The sequence below is a fragment of the Flavobacterium sp. YO12 genome (assembly GCF_004119495.1).
GTDB lineage: Bacteria > Bacteroidota > Bacteroidia > Flavobacteriales > Flavobacteriaceae > Flavobacterium.
The window spans coordinates 41,913-57,864 of sequence record NZ_NRQU01000011.1; the positions used below are offsets into that span (position 1 = coordinate 41,913).

Consider the following 15,952-nt stretch of genomic DNA (forward strand, 5'->3'; position numbering starts at 1 on the left):
AACTCAGAACCTTAGCATCTTAGAAACTTAGACTCTTTTTAATTAAACTAAATGTTGTAATTTTGCAAAAAATTATGAAGATGGTCAAGATTGGCAACATAGAATTACCCGAATTTCCTTTACTGCTTGCTCCAATGGAAGATGTGAGTGATCCGCCGTTTCGCAGATTATGCAAAACGCACGGCGCTGACATGATGTACTCGGAATTTATTTCATCAGAAGGATTGATTCGTGATGCGATCAAAAGTAGAATGAAGTTGGATATTTTTGATTACGAACGTCCTGTTGGAATTCAGATTTTTGGTGGTGATGAGGAAGCAATGGCACTTTCGTCTAAAATTGTTTCTACGGTAAAACCTGATTTAGTCGATATTAATTTTGGCTGTCCTGTAAAAAAAGTAGTTTGTAAAGGTGCTGGAGCGGGCGTTTTGAAAGATGTTGATTTGATGGTTCGTTTGACAAAAGCGGTTATTAGAAGTACTGATTTACCTGTAACGGTAAAAACGCGTTTGGGCTGGGATGAAAACTCGATTAATATTGATGAAGTTGCAGAAAGGCTTCAGGATATAGGTGTTCAAGCTTTAACGATTCACGCCAGAACTCGTGCTCAAATGTACAAAGGCCACTCTGATTGGTCGCATATTGCGCGTGTAAAAAACAACCCAAGAATTACGATGCCTATTTTTGGAAACGGTGATATCGATAATCCTGAAAAGGCTTTAAAATATAAAAACGAATACGGAATTGATGGTATCATGATTGGCCGTGCTGCAATTGGTTATCCGTGGATTTTTAATGAAATTAAACATTATTTTAAAACGGGCGAGCATTTACCTGCTCCAACGGTTATTGATCGTGTTGAAGCCGCTCGAAATCATTTACAATGGTCTATGGATTGGAAAGGCGAACGTTTAGGAATTGTAGAAATGCGCCGTCATTATACGAACTACTTCAAAGGAATTCATTCTTTTAAAGAATTCAAACAAAAACTAGTTACCACTGATGCACCTGAAGATTTATTCGCAATTATGAAGGAAATTGAGCAGGTTTATGCAGGATATGAGTTTGTTTAAAATATAATCTTTGCCAAAGTTTTCACCTCTGATAAAGATCTGATATATAAAAAATACCTTCAATATTGAAGGTATTTTTTTTGAATGTATAGTCATTTTTACTTTACAGCTTCTAAAATGTTTAGGGCAATTTCTGTCTGTCCTTTTTCACTAGTAATATAATCGCGATCTTTTTCATTCGATAAAAATCCGATTTGTAATGTCATTACAGGACAGCTAGCATTTTTTAGTATATAAAAAGGTGCTTCAGAAACTCTTCTTTTTTTGAGATTTCCAGCTTCAGTCATTTTATCAATTACAATAACTGCACTTTCTTTTGATTTTTCATGAAACGTCTCATTTGATGGAACATAGACATCTACTCCGTTTACACTCATATTCATACTTTTACTAACATGAAGAGAAACAACTAAGTCTGGTTTTAAATTATTGATAATCGAAACTCTTTCGCTCAATTCCATCTCACGATCACTATCTCGAAGTAAAACAATTTCAAGGTTACTATCCTTATTTAACGTTTTAATTTTTTTGCAATTGTTTCCGTAATTAATTTCTCTTGAAATCCATACATGTCGGCACCAAGATCTTTTCCGCCATGACCGGCATCAATTACAATTGTTTTTTTCTCTTCTAGTGGTTTAAATGAAAAAATAACTGCTAATCCTAAAATTCCTAAAAGTGTTGAAAATTTAATTCGCTTTTTCATAATATAGTTTTTGGTTACTAAATTTTTAACGTCTTTTTTTAAGAAAAAGTATACAAATAAATTTTAAACCTGAACTCTTTTCCACTTTCCTCTTTTATAGAAAAAGATTCCGGCTAATGTTATTGCAGTTTCAGCAACTGGAATTGCGATGAAAACTCCTGTTGGTCCCATATTAAAATGTTTGGCAAGTATATAGGCTAATGGTATTTGAAACAGCCAAAATCCGAAGAAATTAATTCCTGTTGGTGTCCACGTATCTCCTGCTCCATTAAAGGTATTTATTAAAACCATTCCAATTCCATAAAAGACAAAACCAATACACATGATCTGTAAAGCTTCGACTGCAACCGTTTTTACTATTTCGTCATTGGTAAAAAATGAAATAATATACTGTCCAAAAACTAATGTTATAATTGTAATAGAAGCCATAAAAACCAAATTGTATTTTGCAGTTGTAAAAACTGATTTTTCGGCGCGTTCAATTTGTTTGGCTCCTAAATTCTGTCCGACCAAAGTTGCCGCTGCATTACTTAACCCCCAAGCAGGCAGAATAAAAAACATCATAATTCGCAATGCCGTTTGATAACCTGCAGAACCATGATCGCCTCCTGTTGTAGCTACTAATTGTGCCAAGAAAATCCAACTGCATGAAGCGATTACAAATTGCAAAACTCCTGGAGCAGCAATTTTGACTAAAGCTTTTATCTGCTTGAAATCTGGAATTAAATAAGAGATTTTAATTTTTAAAACTCCATTTCCATAGAACAAATGATAAATTTGATACAAAACCCCAATGCTTCTTCCTAAAGTCGTGGCAATCGCCGCACCAACTAATCCAAAAGCAGGAATTGACCCGAAACCATTAATTAAAATTGGGCATAAAATAATATTACAAATATTAGCAATCCAAAGGCTTTTCATTGCGATTGCCGCATTACCAGCACCGCGAAAAATTCCGTTTATCAAGAATAAAAATGTAATACATAAACTAGAGCCAATCATAATTTGAGTGTATCTAAACCCATGTTCAGCGGCTTCAACAGAAGCTCCCATGAATAAAAGAATATCTTTGGCATAGATGATTCCAAAAATGCTCATAAAAACACTTAGTACAAATGCAATAATTATAGCCTGCATTCCGGCTTTTGCTGCAGCAACAGGATCTTTTTCTCCAATACGTCTTGCTACAACTGCGGTTGCTGCCATACTTAATCCGATGTCTAGAGAATATATAATTGTTAAAACAGACTCTGTTAATCCCACTGTTTGAATTGCAAAACTGCTGTGTTCTAAGTGACCAACGAAATACAAATCGACTAAAGCAAAAACCGATTCCATCATCATTTCTAAAACCATTGGTATGGCTAATAGAATTACGGCTTTCTTAATACTTCCAGAGGTATAATCAAAGGATTCGTCACCTTGCAAGGCTTGTTTTAGGGTGGTGAATATTTTAGAAAATAAACTTTTCTTTATAACTGTTTCTGTCATGATATTTAGGATAAATGATAAAAATTGTCCAGATGTAATAACCTGAACTAAGAAAGTAAAACGTAAGTATCCTAATTATTCTAAAAAAATAAAATTAGGATTAGGCAGAAACAATCATATGCTGTAGATTTTTAAAGCAATAAATGTAAGTAATATTTTTTAGAGAAATATATTAATCCAACAACTTTTTGCTTACGCGGCTGCTGGCAATTAATGAAGCGACAAAACCAAGAGAAACAATTGTACCTAAAACAATAAGCACATTTTCTACTGTAAATACTACTGGATATGCCAAAGTTGCGGTAAGCATAATAAGCTCATATTTTTGCTGCAGCACTACTAGAATAATACCTAAAGCGAGACCCAATAATCCGCCAAAAATACTTAGCAGCGTTCCCTGAAGTAAAAATATTTTTCGAAGACTGTTGATTTCTGTTCCAAGATTAAATAGGGTTTTTAGATTTCCTTTTTTCTCTAAAATCATCATAATTAAAGCGCCGACTAAATTAAAAAGTGCTACCACAATTACGAGAGTAAAAATCAAATAAACTACGATATTCTCCGTATTGAGCATTCTGTATAAAGACTCATTAAGCTGTGCTCTGTTTTTTAAGGTGACTTTATTATCGAAGATCTTTTTTAATTGATTTGTAATGGCATTTTCATCTGCATTTGGTTTCAGTTTAAACTCAATTCCTGAAATCTGATTGGGTTTATACATCAATAATTCCTGAGTAAGACCTAAATCTGCAAATACATATTTCGAATCTAAATCTTCGCTGATTGAGTAAACTCCAACAGGCAATACATCTGTTTTTGTAAAGGCTTCATTTGGATTTTCGATTGCTCCTTTTCCTGGTTTTGGTGCAAATATCTGCAACGGATTTTCAAAATCAAGAATTCCCATCGAGAAATCCTGTGCCATTCTATATCCAATTACTACCTGATAAGAATCTCTTCTAATCCATTGCCCATTAAATAATTTTTTCTTGATATCGTTTACTACAGGATAAACACTGTCTACACCTTTTAAATAGGTAACATGCTGTTTATCTTTGAATAAGAACAAAACACGTTCTTCGATAATTTTGGTATAAGAGGCAACTCCTTCAATTTTTTTGAGTTGATTTTCTTGTTCTTTAGAAATAAAAAATGATTTTCCTAAAGTACTTGTCATTTTCAAGTCGGGATCTATTTCGTTTGTAAACGAAAGACTAAAAACTTTTAATCCGCTAAAAACGGACAATACCACAAACAAAGCCATTGTGCCAACAACAATTCCCATGCTGGCAATACGATTGATAATATTGATAGCGTTATTTTTACTTCGGCTGAAAATATATCGTTTGGCTATGTAAAGGGGGAAATTCAATTTATGATTTTCTTCTTTTTTCTAGTAGATCACGGTTTTCAATTGGATTTTCTCTGTTTGCCAAAGCATTGTCTATTTTTTCAATATAGTCTAAAGAGTCATCAATAAAGAAAACTAGATTTGGCACACGGCGTAATTGCAAACGAACGCGTTGTGATAAATCATGCTTGATTAGGGTAGTATTTGATTTTATTCCTTCTAAAGTTTCTTTGGCTTTTTCTTGTGGAAAAATACTTAAATATACTGTCGCCACAGATAAATCTGAAGTAACACTAACTTTGGATACTGAAATTACTAAGTTGCTAATTCCATTTTTTCTCACTTCACCTTGCAAAATATCAACCAGATCTTTCTGGATTACACTGCCTATTTTTTTCTGTCTATTTGTTTCCATAGTGCAAAAAATACTATTTTTAATTTCAATCGATGCAATTTCGAATTAACTTAAGAATGAATTTACAAATCTATTTCTCAAAAAACGGTCACTTCTAGTATTCATTTTCACAATATCCTCAAATTTTAACTATTATAGGTAATCATTTGTTTTGATTTAAAAGCTGATAAATATCACAAATATTATCAGAATTATTTTACATATTTGATATAAATTTAACACTTATCTATTATGAAAAAAGAGAACCAATTAGTCACATTATGACTAAAAGCGTAGTGACTGTAAATCAAAATGACGATTTAAGAAAAGTAGTAGAAAAACTAAAATCGAATTCGATCAGACATATTCCTGTTGTTAATGGCAAAGTGGTAGTTGGTATTATAAGCCGAACAGATGTTAATCGATTGACTTTTGGTGCTTTGTTTGATGGACAAGAAGGTGTAGATGAAGCGATCTTGGATATGCTCAGCATTTCTCAAGTTATGACTTCAAAACCAAAAACTCTTCCTTCTGATACCATTATTAAAGATCTAGCGGAAGTTTTTGCAAAAGAAGATTTTCATGCTCTGCCTGTTGTAGACAATGGAGAACTGAAAGGAATTGTAACTACGACTGATGTTATTAAATATTTTTTAGAACAATATGATTAAGTGATTCAAAACTGTAAAAACCGAATTTCTTATTCAAAATTCATCTATACAATCTGGTTTAAATACTGTTTTAATTGAAAACCCTGATAATGTAAGCAAATAAAAAACCTTTTCACTAGTATTAATCAGTGAAAAGGTTTTCTTTTAGCTAATATTCAATCAGCTCATTTTATAGTACTGCTAAACTATCTATTTTGCAGCCATCCTTCTGGATTATTATTTGATGTATTTTGAAGAATCAGGAATTTAATAATTGTTTTTCCTGTGTCTCCACTAGTTCTAACTTTTCCAATAACTTGCTTCACTTTTACTTTATCACCTTGTTCAACAGACACGGAACTTAAATTTTGATATACGGTAAAGAAATCTCCATGCTGAATAAAAACGGCTCTGTTTACAGGAGATAAGGCAATCACTTTGGATACCACTCCTTCAAACACCGCACGTGCGCTTGCTCCTTGTTCAGTAGTGATCTCTACTCCTGAATTATGAACAGTCAATGATGGATACAATGGATGCGGTTGATCTCCGTAACCAAGAGATATAAATCCTTTCTCTACCGGCCAAGGTAATTTTCCTCTGTTTGCTTTAAAATCGGCAGCCAAAATTTTACCTTCCGGCGTTAATGCAATTCTATCTGATGAATAACTTTTAGGTGCTGCTGCCTCTGCTTTCTCTGCTTCGCTGGCTTTACCTTCTGCGATTCTTCTACGTCTCTCTTCCTCGGCTCTTTGATTCGCTAATCTAATTTGTTCACGAATAAGTTCTTTAATTTTAGCGTCGATTCTTCTCGATTCTTGCTGTTTCGCTCTTGTATCAGCAATAATTTTATTCTTATCTTTTTTAATTGAGTTAACTAATTTTTGCTGTTCTTTTTTCTCAACTTCTAAACTTTGTTTTTCCTTTTCGTTCTCAGCAATAATTTTTTTCTTAACCTGTCTCTGCCCGTCTAACCTTGCATTAAAATCAACTAATTGTGCAGTTTTAGACTCGATTTCTAAACCTTGATTTTTTCTAAAATTAGTATATTGTTTTAAATATTGTGCTCTTTTATAAGCTTGTAAAAAACTTTCTGAAGACAAAATAAACATTGCTCTACTTTGCTCAGAACGGCTTTTGTACGATTTTAAAATCATCTTAGCATAATCTGCTTTTAAAACTTCCAGCTCCTTTTTTAATTTATTAACCTTAACTTGATTAATATACATATCATTACTTAACAGTTTTTCCTGCTTTGCGGTAGTATTGATTAATTTCTCTTTTAACTTGATTTTATTCGCCTGAATTAAAAACACATTTACAGCCGATTTTTCTTTTTCTTTACTGATTGCAGCATTTTTTCATTATCTCTAATTTCTTGCTGAATCTGCGCTTTACGCTGTTCAAGTTTTTCTTGCTGTGAATCTTGCGCCCACATAAAAGTTGTGGCACAAATAAAAATTAGGCTGAGGAGAAATTTTGGCATGTTTCTTTTTTCTTTTTGCAAATTTACTTAATTAAAACTTTTTTATAACCGCTTGGTACGCTATACGGAAAAGAAAGTTCCTCGTTAAACGAAATATTGTTATAATTTAAATTAATATTGGTTGTTCCTTTTGGCTGCACAGCATTAATTGTAAGTGTTGTTGGAATTGTTCCTTGGGCAAACGTTTTACTGTCAGAATAATTAATTTCTAACTTTCTGTTTTCAGATGCTTGTGTGATTTCTTCTTTCTGCAGCAAATATTTTTCAGGATCTAAATAGAATGCCTTTTTTATATTTTCATCCTTTTCATCTTCTAAGCGAAAAAGATTTTCTACAATTGTCTGTGTATACTCGCCTTTTCTTAAATCATCAAAAGCTTCTCCAATTAACAAATTCTGTACTTTGTTATAATCTAATTCAGTTCCAAGCCATTTACTCAAACTGCTAAAATCACCTTCATAATAAGTACTGTTTATTTTTTCGTAATAACTTACTGCGGTTGGGGTAATCAAGGCTTTCGCCATTGTAATTCCTAAAAACCGAACGCTTACTAAAATCTGTTTGTCTTTTTCAATTTTTATTTCGGCAGTTACGTTTTGACTTTGTTTATCATCTACATACTTCGCAGCGGCTTTTATATAGAGAGTCGAAAAATCTAGTTTGTTTTCGTAATGCTTCTCTATTGCTTTTTTATCTTTTTTTGTAATCGTTTCGACTACAGTGTTGTTTTGTACTGCTGCCTGTTTTGATTTACATGAAATCACAAAAACGGACATCAATACTAATACAATATATTTTTTCATTTTATTCTCCTTATTATTTTTGTTTTAATAACTCATTTGCTTTCAAAAAGTATTCCTCTTTTTTCTTAGCATCTCCCAATCCATTGTAAGCCTCACCAAGTTGAATATTAAAATTTGCTTCGAGCTTTTTATCATCAACAACATAATCAAGTCCCATTTCTAAAACGGTTTTTGCGTTTTTAAATTGTTTCAGCTGATTATTTCCTAGTCCTGCATAATAGTAAAATTGAGGCTGACTCGGATAAACTTCTATCATATTCATCGCCCTTTTTGTCATTGGCTCAAATTGTTTTGCCTGTGTATAAGCATCAAGTAAAAGCAAATTAGTTTCACGATCTGTCTCTGAGTTTGTTCTTAGATCTTTCTCGTAATACTTAATTGCGTTTTCAAATTGTCCTTTTCCATGATAAAATTTGCCAATTTCTTTTGCTACATCAATTTCTTTATCGTTATCAAAATATGCAATTGCCTTTTCTAAATCAGGTGCATACTGAGGATTTTTAGTAACATAAATCAAAAATTCATTTAAGGTACGATGTTTAATTTTTGAGTCAATTTTTGAACTTGACAAAACTATATTCATCGCTTTTATCGCTTTATCTGCCTGATTGGCATCTAGATATACTTTGAATAAGCTTACCTGCGCCCATTCTGAATCTGGAATTTCTTTTGATAATTGTTTTGCTATATCTAATGCCTTATCTGTTTCCTCTGCTTTTGAATATAAAAAAATCAAATTAACGTAATTGGATTCTTCTTTTGGATTTTTCTTAATCTGATCTATTAAATTGGTAATAGCAGCATCCTGATATTTTCCCTGCGATAAAATCTGTATTTTGTATCTTTCACGATCTTCAGATTTCCCAAACTTATCGTTCATTTCATTAATAGCAGTCAAAGCTTTATCAAATTGGTTTGTGATCATATACAACGATATTAAATCGTCTTTGTACTCTTCATCAAAAACCATAATTTTCTGAATCGTTTCGATTGCCAGCGGATAATTTTTGGTTTCATAACTTACATCGTAAATTCCTAACCAATACCATTTATTTTTTGGGTTTAATTGTGTGGCTTTTTCAAATGCATCCTGTGCATTTTTATAATCTTTGAGAGCCAGATAATTTTTCCCTAATTCAAAATAGGCAACAGCATCATTGGGTTTTAGTTTGATACATTTGTCTAATGATGCTATTGCTTTATCATAATTTTCAATTCCTTTTTGTTTTAAAGATTCATAAAAAGCATCTTGATAATCATCTGTTGCCATAGCAATATCTTCTGGTTCAGTTTGAGCCAAAACCACATTTGAATTGCCAAGCAAAACGATAAATAAAATTATTAAAACGCCTTTTTTCATTCTTTTTATATTTTCATTTTTAAACCAAAAAGAACCTTTTGAAATTTATTTTTATTCTAAAACAGAATAATCTCCAATGCTGATGCTGGTAAATTTACCATCATAACTTACATGATTTCCAATCATTGCATTGTCTAAATTTGCATTTTTTATTTGAGAATAAGTCTGTACTAAACTGTTCTTAATTGCACTATCCGTTATGTGACATCCTTTGCCAATTGAAACGTTCGGACCAACCGTCGTGTTTTTAAGCACTACATTTTCACCAATATAACAAGGTGGAATAATGGTTGAATTTTCTAGTTTTACATCATAGTCAACTAAATGTTCACCATCATTATGTAAAAATCCCAGCATTCTGGTATTTGTTTCAACGGTTACATCTTTGTTTCCGCAATCCATCCATTCGTCAACGCTTCCTGTTTTAAAAACTTTTCCGTTGGCCATCATTGCTTTGATACCGTCATTGATTTGATATTCTCCGCCGTTTTGAATGTTATTATCTAAAACGCCTTGTAATTCCTTTTTCAAATCACTAACTTCTTTGAAATAGTAAATTCCAATAACTGCTAAATCGCTTACAAACTCTTTTGGTTTTTCAACCAATTCTATAATTTCATTATTTGCGTTTAATTTTACTACACCAAAAGCTTCTGGCTGTTCTACTTGTTTTACCCAAATTACAGCATCTGCCTCAGGATCTAATTCAAAATCAGCTCTAATTAAAGTATCCGCATAAGCGATAACTGCAGGACCAGAAAGAGATTCTTTTGCACACATAATAGCGTGACCTGTTCCCAAAGGCAAATCTTGTCGATAAATAGATGCTTTTGCTCCTAACCCTTTTGCCAAATCTTCTAAACTTGCTACAAGATCATCTCCAAAAAAAGCAGGATCTCCTAATATAAAAGCGACTTCTTCGATAGGCTCTTTTAAAATTTTGGCAATATCCTCGACCAAACGATGCACGATTGATTTTCCTGCAACTGGAATTAATGGTTTTGGAACGGTTAAAGTATGTGGCCTAAGTCTCGATCCGCGGCCAGCCATTGGAACTATTATTTTCATTTTTTGTTTTTATTTGTTTCGTGAAGATTTAAATCTTCATTGATTTGGTTTAATTTTTTTTATGATAAAGCCCGTGAATATTCTTTACTAAGATTTTTCATTTCACTTTAAAAGTGCTAGAAATTAATGTGCTTCTAGATTCTATAATGTAAAACTAAAAACTATTTTACTCCTGTACTGCCAAAACCGCCTTCACCTCTTGAAGTTTCAGAAAGTTCTTCGACTTCGATCCATTCAGCTCTTTCGTGTTTCGCAATAATTAATTGTGCAATTCGTTCTCCGTTTTCGATTACAAATTCTTCATTTGATAAATTTACTAAAATTACCCCTATTTCTCCTCTATAATCTGCATCAACCGTACCTGGAGAATTTAAAACTGTAATTCCTTTTTTAGCAGCCAGTCCGCTTCTTGGTCTTACCTGTGCTTCGCAGCCAATTGGTAATTCGATAAAAAGTCCTGTTTTTACAATTGTTCTTTCTAAAGGTTTTAGCGTAATTGATTCAGTTAAATTAGCACGCAAATCCATTCCTGCAGAAGCAATAGTTTCATAGTTAGGTAAATCGTGCTGTGATTTATTGATAATTTGTATTTTCATTTTATATTTTAAATAATTAAAAAAGTAATTTCTACTTTTTCATGATTCCTTTAATAGTCTCTTTTTCATTATGATAAACAAAGTACATAAAGCCTAAAAGCAACGGGATGCCAACGAAATAATTTTCTCTAAAGCCATAGAAAGAAATTGCCGAGAACACAATCGAAATTCCTAAATAAGCAGATATCTTATTCATATCATATGGTATCGGGTAATATTTATTTCCTAAAACATAGGAAATTAACATCATGCTTCCGTATGCTGAAATAGTAGCAATTGCTGATCCGTAATAACTGTATTTTGGAATTAAAAAGTAGTTTAAAACTAATGTTACGATTGCACCAACTATCGAAATGTAGGCTCCAATTTTTGTTTTATCTGTAAGTTTATACCAAACTGATAAATTGTTGTAGATTCCTAAAAAGAAGTTTGCCAAAATAATTAAGGGTACCACTTTCATTGCTTCCCAATAGGACTTATTATCTAACAAAAGATACTTTAAGACATCGGCAAAAACAATTACGCCCAATAAAATCAATGAGCCCAAAATCACAAAGTATTTTGTAATAACTGCATATGTTTGAGGGGCATTGGCATTTTTTGCGTGGCTAAAAAAGAACGGTTCAATTCCTAATCTAAAAGCTGTTGCAAACAAAACCATAAACAAGCCTAATTTATAACAGGCAGAATATGCTCCAACTTCAGATTTTGCTAAATTCTCAGGTAATAAATAGCCTAACAAAATTTTATCAAAATGCTCGTTAACGGCAAATGCTAAACCTGCAACCAAAATTGGAAGACCGTATTTCATCATTTTTTTCCAAAGTACAGGATCAAATTTTCGACCAAGCGACATATAATTTGGTGATAGCACTACAAACGTGGCTAAACTTGCCAGCAGATTGGCAATGAAAATATAAGCAATCTGGAAATTTTCTACATATAAGTTATCCCAAACTGAATTAGGATTTGAAGCCGCCAGTTTAGGTAAATAAATCAAAAAGAAAATATTCAGCAATAAGTTAATGATAACATTACCTATTTTAATAGCCGCATACATCATTGGACGCTGATTGGCTCTTAACTTAGAAAATGGTACTAAAACCAAAGCATCTAAAACTAAAATCCAAACAGAATATGTTATATACTGTACATCAACTTCTGCCCAAGCTGCCAAGGTATTTCTAAATATTAAAGCAGCAAATAAAAAGATTATTGACGACCAAAATATTGATATTGTAGATGTCGCAATTACATTTTTCTTGTCTTCTTCTGCGCTGTAAAATCTAAAAAAAGCCGTTTCCATTCCGTAGGAAAGTACTACGTTAAAGAAAACCATCCAAGACAAAACAATCGAAACCTCACCATATTCAGCTGTTGGCAAAATACCTGTATATAATCTGACCAGTAAAAAACTAAGCATTCGGGGTAAAACCGTTGCCAGTCCATAAATCGCAGTTTGTTTGAATAGATTTTTATATAATCCCAAAATAGTTTGTAATAAAGTTCGTGAAACAAAAATAACCAATTCTTTGGTTTAATAATGCTTTTGAAGGTTCAATAAAAGCTTAACTATTATTTTATTTAGTTATTTTATTCTCGTCTAAGATTTTTACAAAATGAAACCCTTTTGGATTGTATCCTTGATTATAATAAAAACGATGAGCGCCAAAATTTCCCGTAAAAGCATCCAGAACTATACTACTGCAACCTAATGCTTTTGCCTTTTGTTCAATAAAATCAGTTAATAATTTACCAATTCCTTTAGAGCGGTATTCTGGATTTACAACAAAATTGTCAATCTCAAGATATTTCCCTGTCCATAATTTAGTGGCTGACCAACAGCCCGTAAGTCCTACACAAGTTTCATCTTGAAAAACACCAATTTGAATATAATTATGAGGCACCATTTCAAGGAGAAACGATTTATACTTTTCTACCGTAATCATTGGGTATAAAAATCTCATTGTGTCGATTTGGTCCAACATCTCTTCTATCGAAGTAAGCTCACGTATTTGTAAATTCATAATATAAAAATAGACTTCAAAAATACTTATTTTTTTGCTCTCTGTATAATAAGATAAAAAGCAAACATGTTAAATCTATAATAAAGAGAAAAAATTTTGTAATTTTTCTAGGAGTCTTCTTGATAACTTTGTTGTACAGGGAATGAGAAAAGCTACAACGCAACCCTAAAAAAGCAAAGCATTGGGACTAATAAAGCTAGTTTGTTCCCATAAAAGACAAAGCAGACAGAGGTGATAAATCTGTTCAATAATTTTATAAAATGGTAATGGTTCTCAATTTTTAGGGTAAATTGAGAATCACCATTTTATAAGTTAACTAGAAAATACAAAACTATTATACAAAAAAAGAGCCGACAAGTAATTGTCGGCTCTTTTAGTATTTCATTATTAAATTATCCGTTCAAAGCTTCTGCTCCACCAACGATCTCTAAGATTTCGTTTGTAATCGCAGCTTGACGTGCTTTGTTGTACGTTAATTTTAACTGGTTTCTTAATTCTGTTGCGTTGTCAGTTGCTTTGTGCATAGCTGTCATACGCGCTCCGTGTTCTGAAGCAAATGAATCGCGAATACCTTTATATAATTGTGTTTTTAAAGACTTAGGAATCAAAGTCAAAACAATTTCTTCTTTTGAAGGTTCGAAAATATAATCTCCAGCAGAAACTGATACATCAGATTTTAAAGGTGCTAAAGGCAAAAATTGTTCTGTTTGAACGATTTGAGTCGCAGCATTTTTAAACTGATTGTAGATTAACTCGATTCTGTCATATTCTCCAGAAACGAATTTTTCAGTCAAATTATCAGCAATTCCAGCAACATTTTCAAAAGTTAAATGATCAAAAATTGCGTTATGATGACCGTGAACTTTATGAGTTTTGCTTAAAACATCGTTTCCTTTTTTACCAATAGCAAAAACATCAACTTGTTTTCCAGCGTAAAAATCAGTACGATTTTTAACTTCTTTAATAATATTTGAATTGAATGCACCACATAAACCTCTATTTGAAGTTATAGCTACAAGCAATACTTTTTTTACTTCACGTTGTGTTGTGTAATCTCCTCCAACTTCACCTTCAAGTGTAGCCGAAAGATTTTGCAGTAACTCCGTTAACTTCTCGGCATAAGGACGCATTGCAGTGATTGCATCTTGTGCCTTCTTAAGCTTTGCAGCAGAAACCATTTTCATTGCCGATGTAATCTGCATCGTCGATGAAACGGAAGTAATTCTATTACGGATTTCCTTTAAATTTGCCATCTATTAATTAGAAAATGTGACAATTTGAAAATTAGATAATTAGATTAATGTGAAAACATTCTCTAATTATCTAATTTACCAATTATCTAATTAGTTATATTTTGCTGAAATTTCTTTTGCTGCTTTTTCGATAACATCAGTAATGTTGTCATCTAATTTTCCAGCTTTCAACGCGTTAAGCGTATCTTTATGTTTACTGTTTAAGTAAGCTAAGAAATCTGCTTCAAATTCTTTTACTTTATTTACAGGAACGTTTCTTAATAAGTTTTTAGAACCAGCGTAAATAATAGCTACTTGATTTTCTACTGTATAAGGATCGTTAAGACCTTGTTTCAAGATTTCAACGTTTCTTTTTCCTTTTTCAATTACGTTTAATGTAACTGAATCTAAGTCAGAACCAAATTTAGCGAAAGCTTCTAATTCACGGAATTGAGCTTGATCTAATTTTAAAGTTCCAGAAACTTTTTTCATTGATTTAATCTGAGCATTACCTCCAACACGAGATACAGAGATACCTACGTTAATTGCAGGACGAACTCCAGAGTTGAACAAATCTCCATCAAGGAAAATCTGACCATCTGTAATCGAAATTACGTTTGTTGGAATATATGCAGAAACGTCACCAGCTTGAGTTTCGATAATTGGCAATGCAGTTAATGAACCACCACCTTTTACGATAGACTTGATAGAATCTGGTAAATCATTCATGCTTTTAGCAATACCATCATCAGCGATTACTTTACAAGCACGCTCTAATAAACGAGAGTGTAAGTAGAAAACGTCTCCAGGGTAAGCCTCACGTCCCGGTGGTCTTCTTAATAAAAGAGAAACCTCACGGTAAGCAACAGCTTGCTTAGATAAATCATCATACACGATAAGTGCTGGACGACCTGAATCTCTAAAATACTCACCAATTGCAGCACCTGCGAAAGGAGCATAAACTTGCATTGGAGCTGGATCAGAAGCATTAGCTGCAACGATAACTGTATAAGCCATTGCGCCTTTTTCTTCTAACATTTTTGCGATTCCTGCTACAGTTGAAGCTTTTTGCCCAATTGCAACATATATACAGAATACAGGTTTTCCTGCATCGTAAAATTCTTTTTGATTTAAGATTGTATCGATACAAACAGTTGATTTACCTGTTTGACGGTCACCAATTACAAGCTCACGTTGTCCACGACCTACTGGGATCATAGCATCTACTGCTTTTACTCCAGTTTGTAATGGCTCAGTTACTGGCTGACGAAATACAACACCAGGTGCTTTTCTTTCTAAAGGCATTTCATATAATGTTCCGCCAATTGGTCCTTTTCCGTCAATTGGAAAACCAAGAGTGTTCACTACACGTCCTACCATTTGCTCACCTACTTTAAGAGAAGCAATACGTTGAGTTCTTTTTGCAGTAGATCCTTCTTTAATTCCTGTTGATGGTCCTAAAAGTACCACACCAACATTGTCTTCTTCAAGATTCAATACGATACCTTCCATACCGTTATCAAATTCTACTAACTCACCATATTGAACATTAGACAGCCCGTAAACACGAGCAATACCATCTCCAACTTGAAGTACTGTTCCTACTTCCTCCAGCGTAGCACCAGATTCAAAACCTTCTACTTGCTTTCTTAATATTGCTGAAATTTCAGCAGGTTTGATTTCCGCCATCTTAATTTATAATTTAGACACTTTTA

Annotated in this window: 13 protein-coding genes and 2 pseudogenes; 2 read left to right on the top strand and 13 right to left on the bottom strand. The window is 32.8% G+C overall.

Annotated elements, in window-relative coordinates:
• Window positions 1-80: 80 nt before the first annotated feature.
• Window positions 81-1,073, top strand: a complete 993-nt coding sequence (gene dusB, locus BOW55_RS05385; RefSeq protein ID WP_089058965.1) for a tRNA dihydrouridine synthase DusB — start codon at window positions 81-83, stop codon at window positions 1,071-1,073.
• A gap of 98 nt (window positions 1,074-1,171) precedes the next feature.
• Here dusB and BOW55_RS21650 read toward each other — a convergent pair.
• The 4 genes and pseudogenes from BOW55_RS21650 to rbfA form a co-directional block, all read right to left on the bottom strand.
• Window positions 1,172-1,779: pseudogene (locus tag BOW55_RS21650) on the bottom strand (N-acetylmuramoyl-L-alanine amidase).
• A 63-nt stretch (window positions 1,780-1,842) separates the two neighbouring features.
• Window positions 1,843-3,270, bottom strand: a complete 1,428-nt coding sequence (locus BOW55_RS05395; protein ID WP_089053567.1) for an MATE family efflux transporter — start codon at window positions 3,268-3,270, stop codon at window positions 1,843-1,845.
• A gap of 172 nt (window positions 3,271-3,442) precedes the next feature.
• Window positions 3,443-4,642, bottom strand: a complete 1,200-nt coding sequence (locus tag BOW55_RS05400; protein WP_129023307.1) for an ABC transporter permease — start codon at window positions 4,640-4,642, stop codon at window positions 3,443-3,445.
• A 1-nt stretch (window position 4,643) separates the two neighbouring features.
• Window positions 4,644-5,036, bottom strand: a complete 393-nt coding sequence (rbfA, locus tag BOW55_RS05405) for a 30S ribosome-binding factor RbfA (RefSeq protein ID WP_089053565.1) — start codon at window positions 5,034-5,036, stop codon at window positions 4,644-4,646.
• A 260-nt stretch (window positions 5,037-5,296) separates the two neighbouring features.
• On the opposite strand from rbfA, the gene BOW55_RS05410 reads away from it, so the two are divergent.
• Entirely contained in the window at window positions 5,297-5,686 is a 390-nt protein-coding gene (locus BOW55_RS05410; protein ID WP_129023308.1) for a CBS domain-containing protein, read from the top strand.
• 185 nt (window positions 5,687-5,871) lie between these two features.
• Here BOW55_RS05410 and BOW55_RS05415 read toward each other — a convergent pair.
• The 9 genes and pseudogenes from BOW55_RS05415 to atpA form a co-directional block, all read right to left on the bottom strand.
• Window positions 5,872-7,151, bottom strand: a pseudogene (locus BOW55_RS05415) (murein hydrolase activator EnvC).
• 23 nt (window positions 7,152-7,174) lie between these two features.
• A complete protein-coding gene (locus BOW55_RS05420) occupies window positions 7,175-7,954 on the bottom strand; it encodes a DUF4292 domain-containing protein (protein WP_089053562.1) in 780 nt (259 codons plus the stop codon).
• 13 nt (window positions 7,955-7,967) lie between these two features.
• Entirely contained in the window at window positions 7,968-9,314 is a 1,347-nt protein-coding gene (locus BOW55_RS05425) for a lipopolysaccharide assembly protein LapB (RefSeq protein WP_129023309.1), read from the bottom strand.
• A 51-nt stretch (window positions 9,315-9,365) separates the two neighbouring features.
• Window positions 9,366-10,382, bottom strand: a complete 1,017-nt coding sequence (locus BOW55_RS05430; RefSeq protein WP_129023310.1) for a sugar phosphate nucleotidyltransferase — start codon at window positions 10,380-10,382, stop codon at window positions 9,366-9,368.
• A 161-nt stretch (window positions 10,383-10,543) separates the two neighbouring features.
• The gene (gene dut, locus BOW55_RS05435; RefSeq protein WP_129023311.1) at window positions 10,544-10,978 is read right to left on the bottom strand and encodes a dUTP diphosphatase; all 435 of its coding nucleotides are present in this window, start codon (window positions 10,976-10,978) and stop codon (window positions 10,544-10,546) included.
• Between the two features lie 31 nt (window positions 10,979-11,009).
• Entirely contained in the window at window positions 11,010-12,467 is a 1,458-nt protein-coding gene (locus BOW55_RS05440) for a lipopolysaccharide biosynthesis protein (RefSeq protein WP_129023312.1), read from the bottom strand.
• Window positions 12,468-12,558: 91 nt separating this feature from the next.
• Complete coding sequence (locus BOW55_RS05445; RefSeq protein WP_129023313.1) at window positions 12,559-13,005, bottom strand: GNAT family N-acetyltransferase; 447 nt, start codon at window positions 13,003-13,005, stop codon at window positions 12,559-12,561.
• A 392-nt stretch (window positions 13,006-13,397) separates the two neighbouring features.
• Entirely contained in the window at window positions 13,398-14,258 is an 861-nt protein-coding gene (gene atpG / locus BOW55_RS05450) for an ATP synthase F1 subunit gamma (protein WP_129023314.1), read from the bottom strand.
• Window positions 14,259-14,348: 90 nt separating this feature from the next.
• The gene (atpA, locus tag BOW55_RS05455) at window positions 14,349-15,926 is read right to left on the bottom strand and encodes a F0F1 ATP synthase subunit alpha (protein WP_129023315.1); all 1,578 of its coding nucleotides are present in this window, start codon (window positions 15,924-15,926) and stop codon (window positions 14,349-14,351) included.
• Window positions 15,927-15,952: the final 26 nt, after the last annotated feature.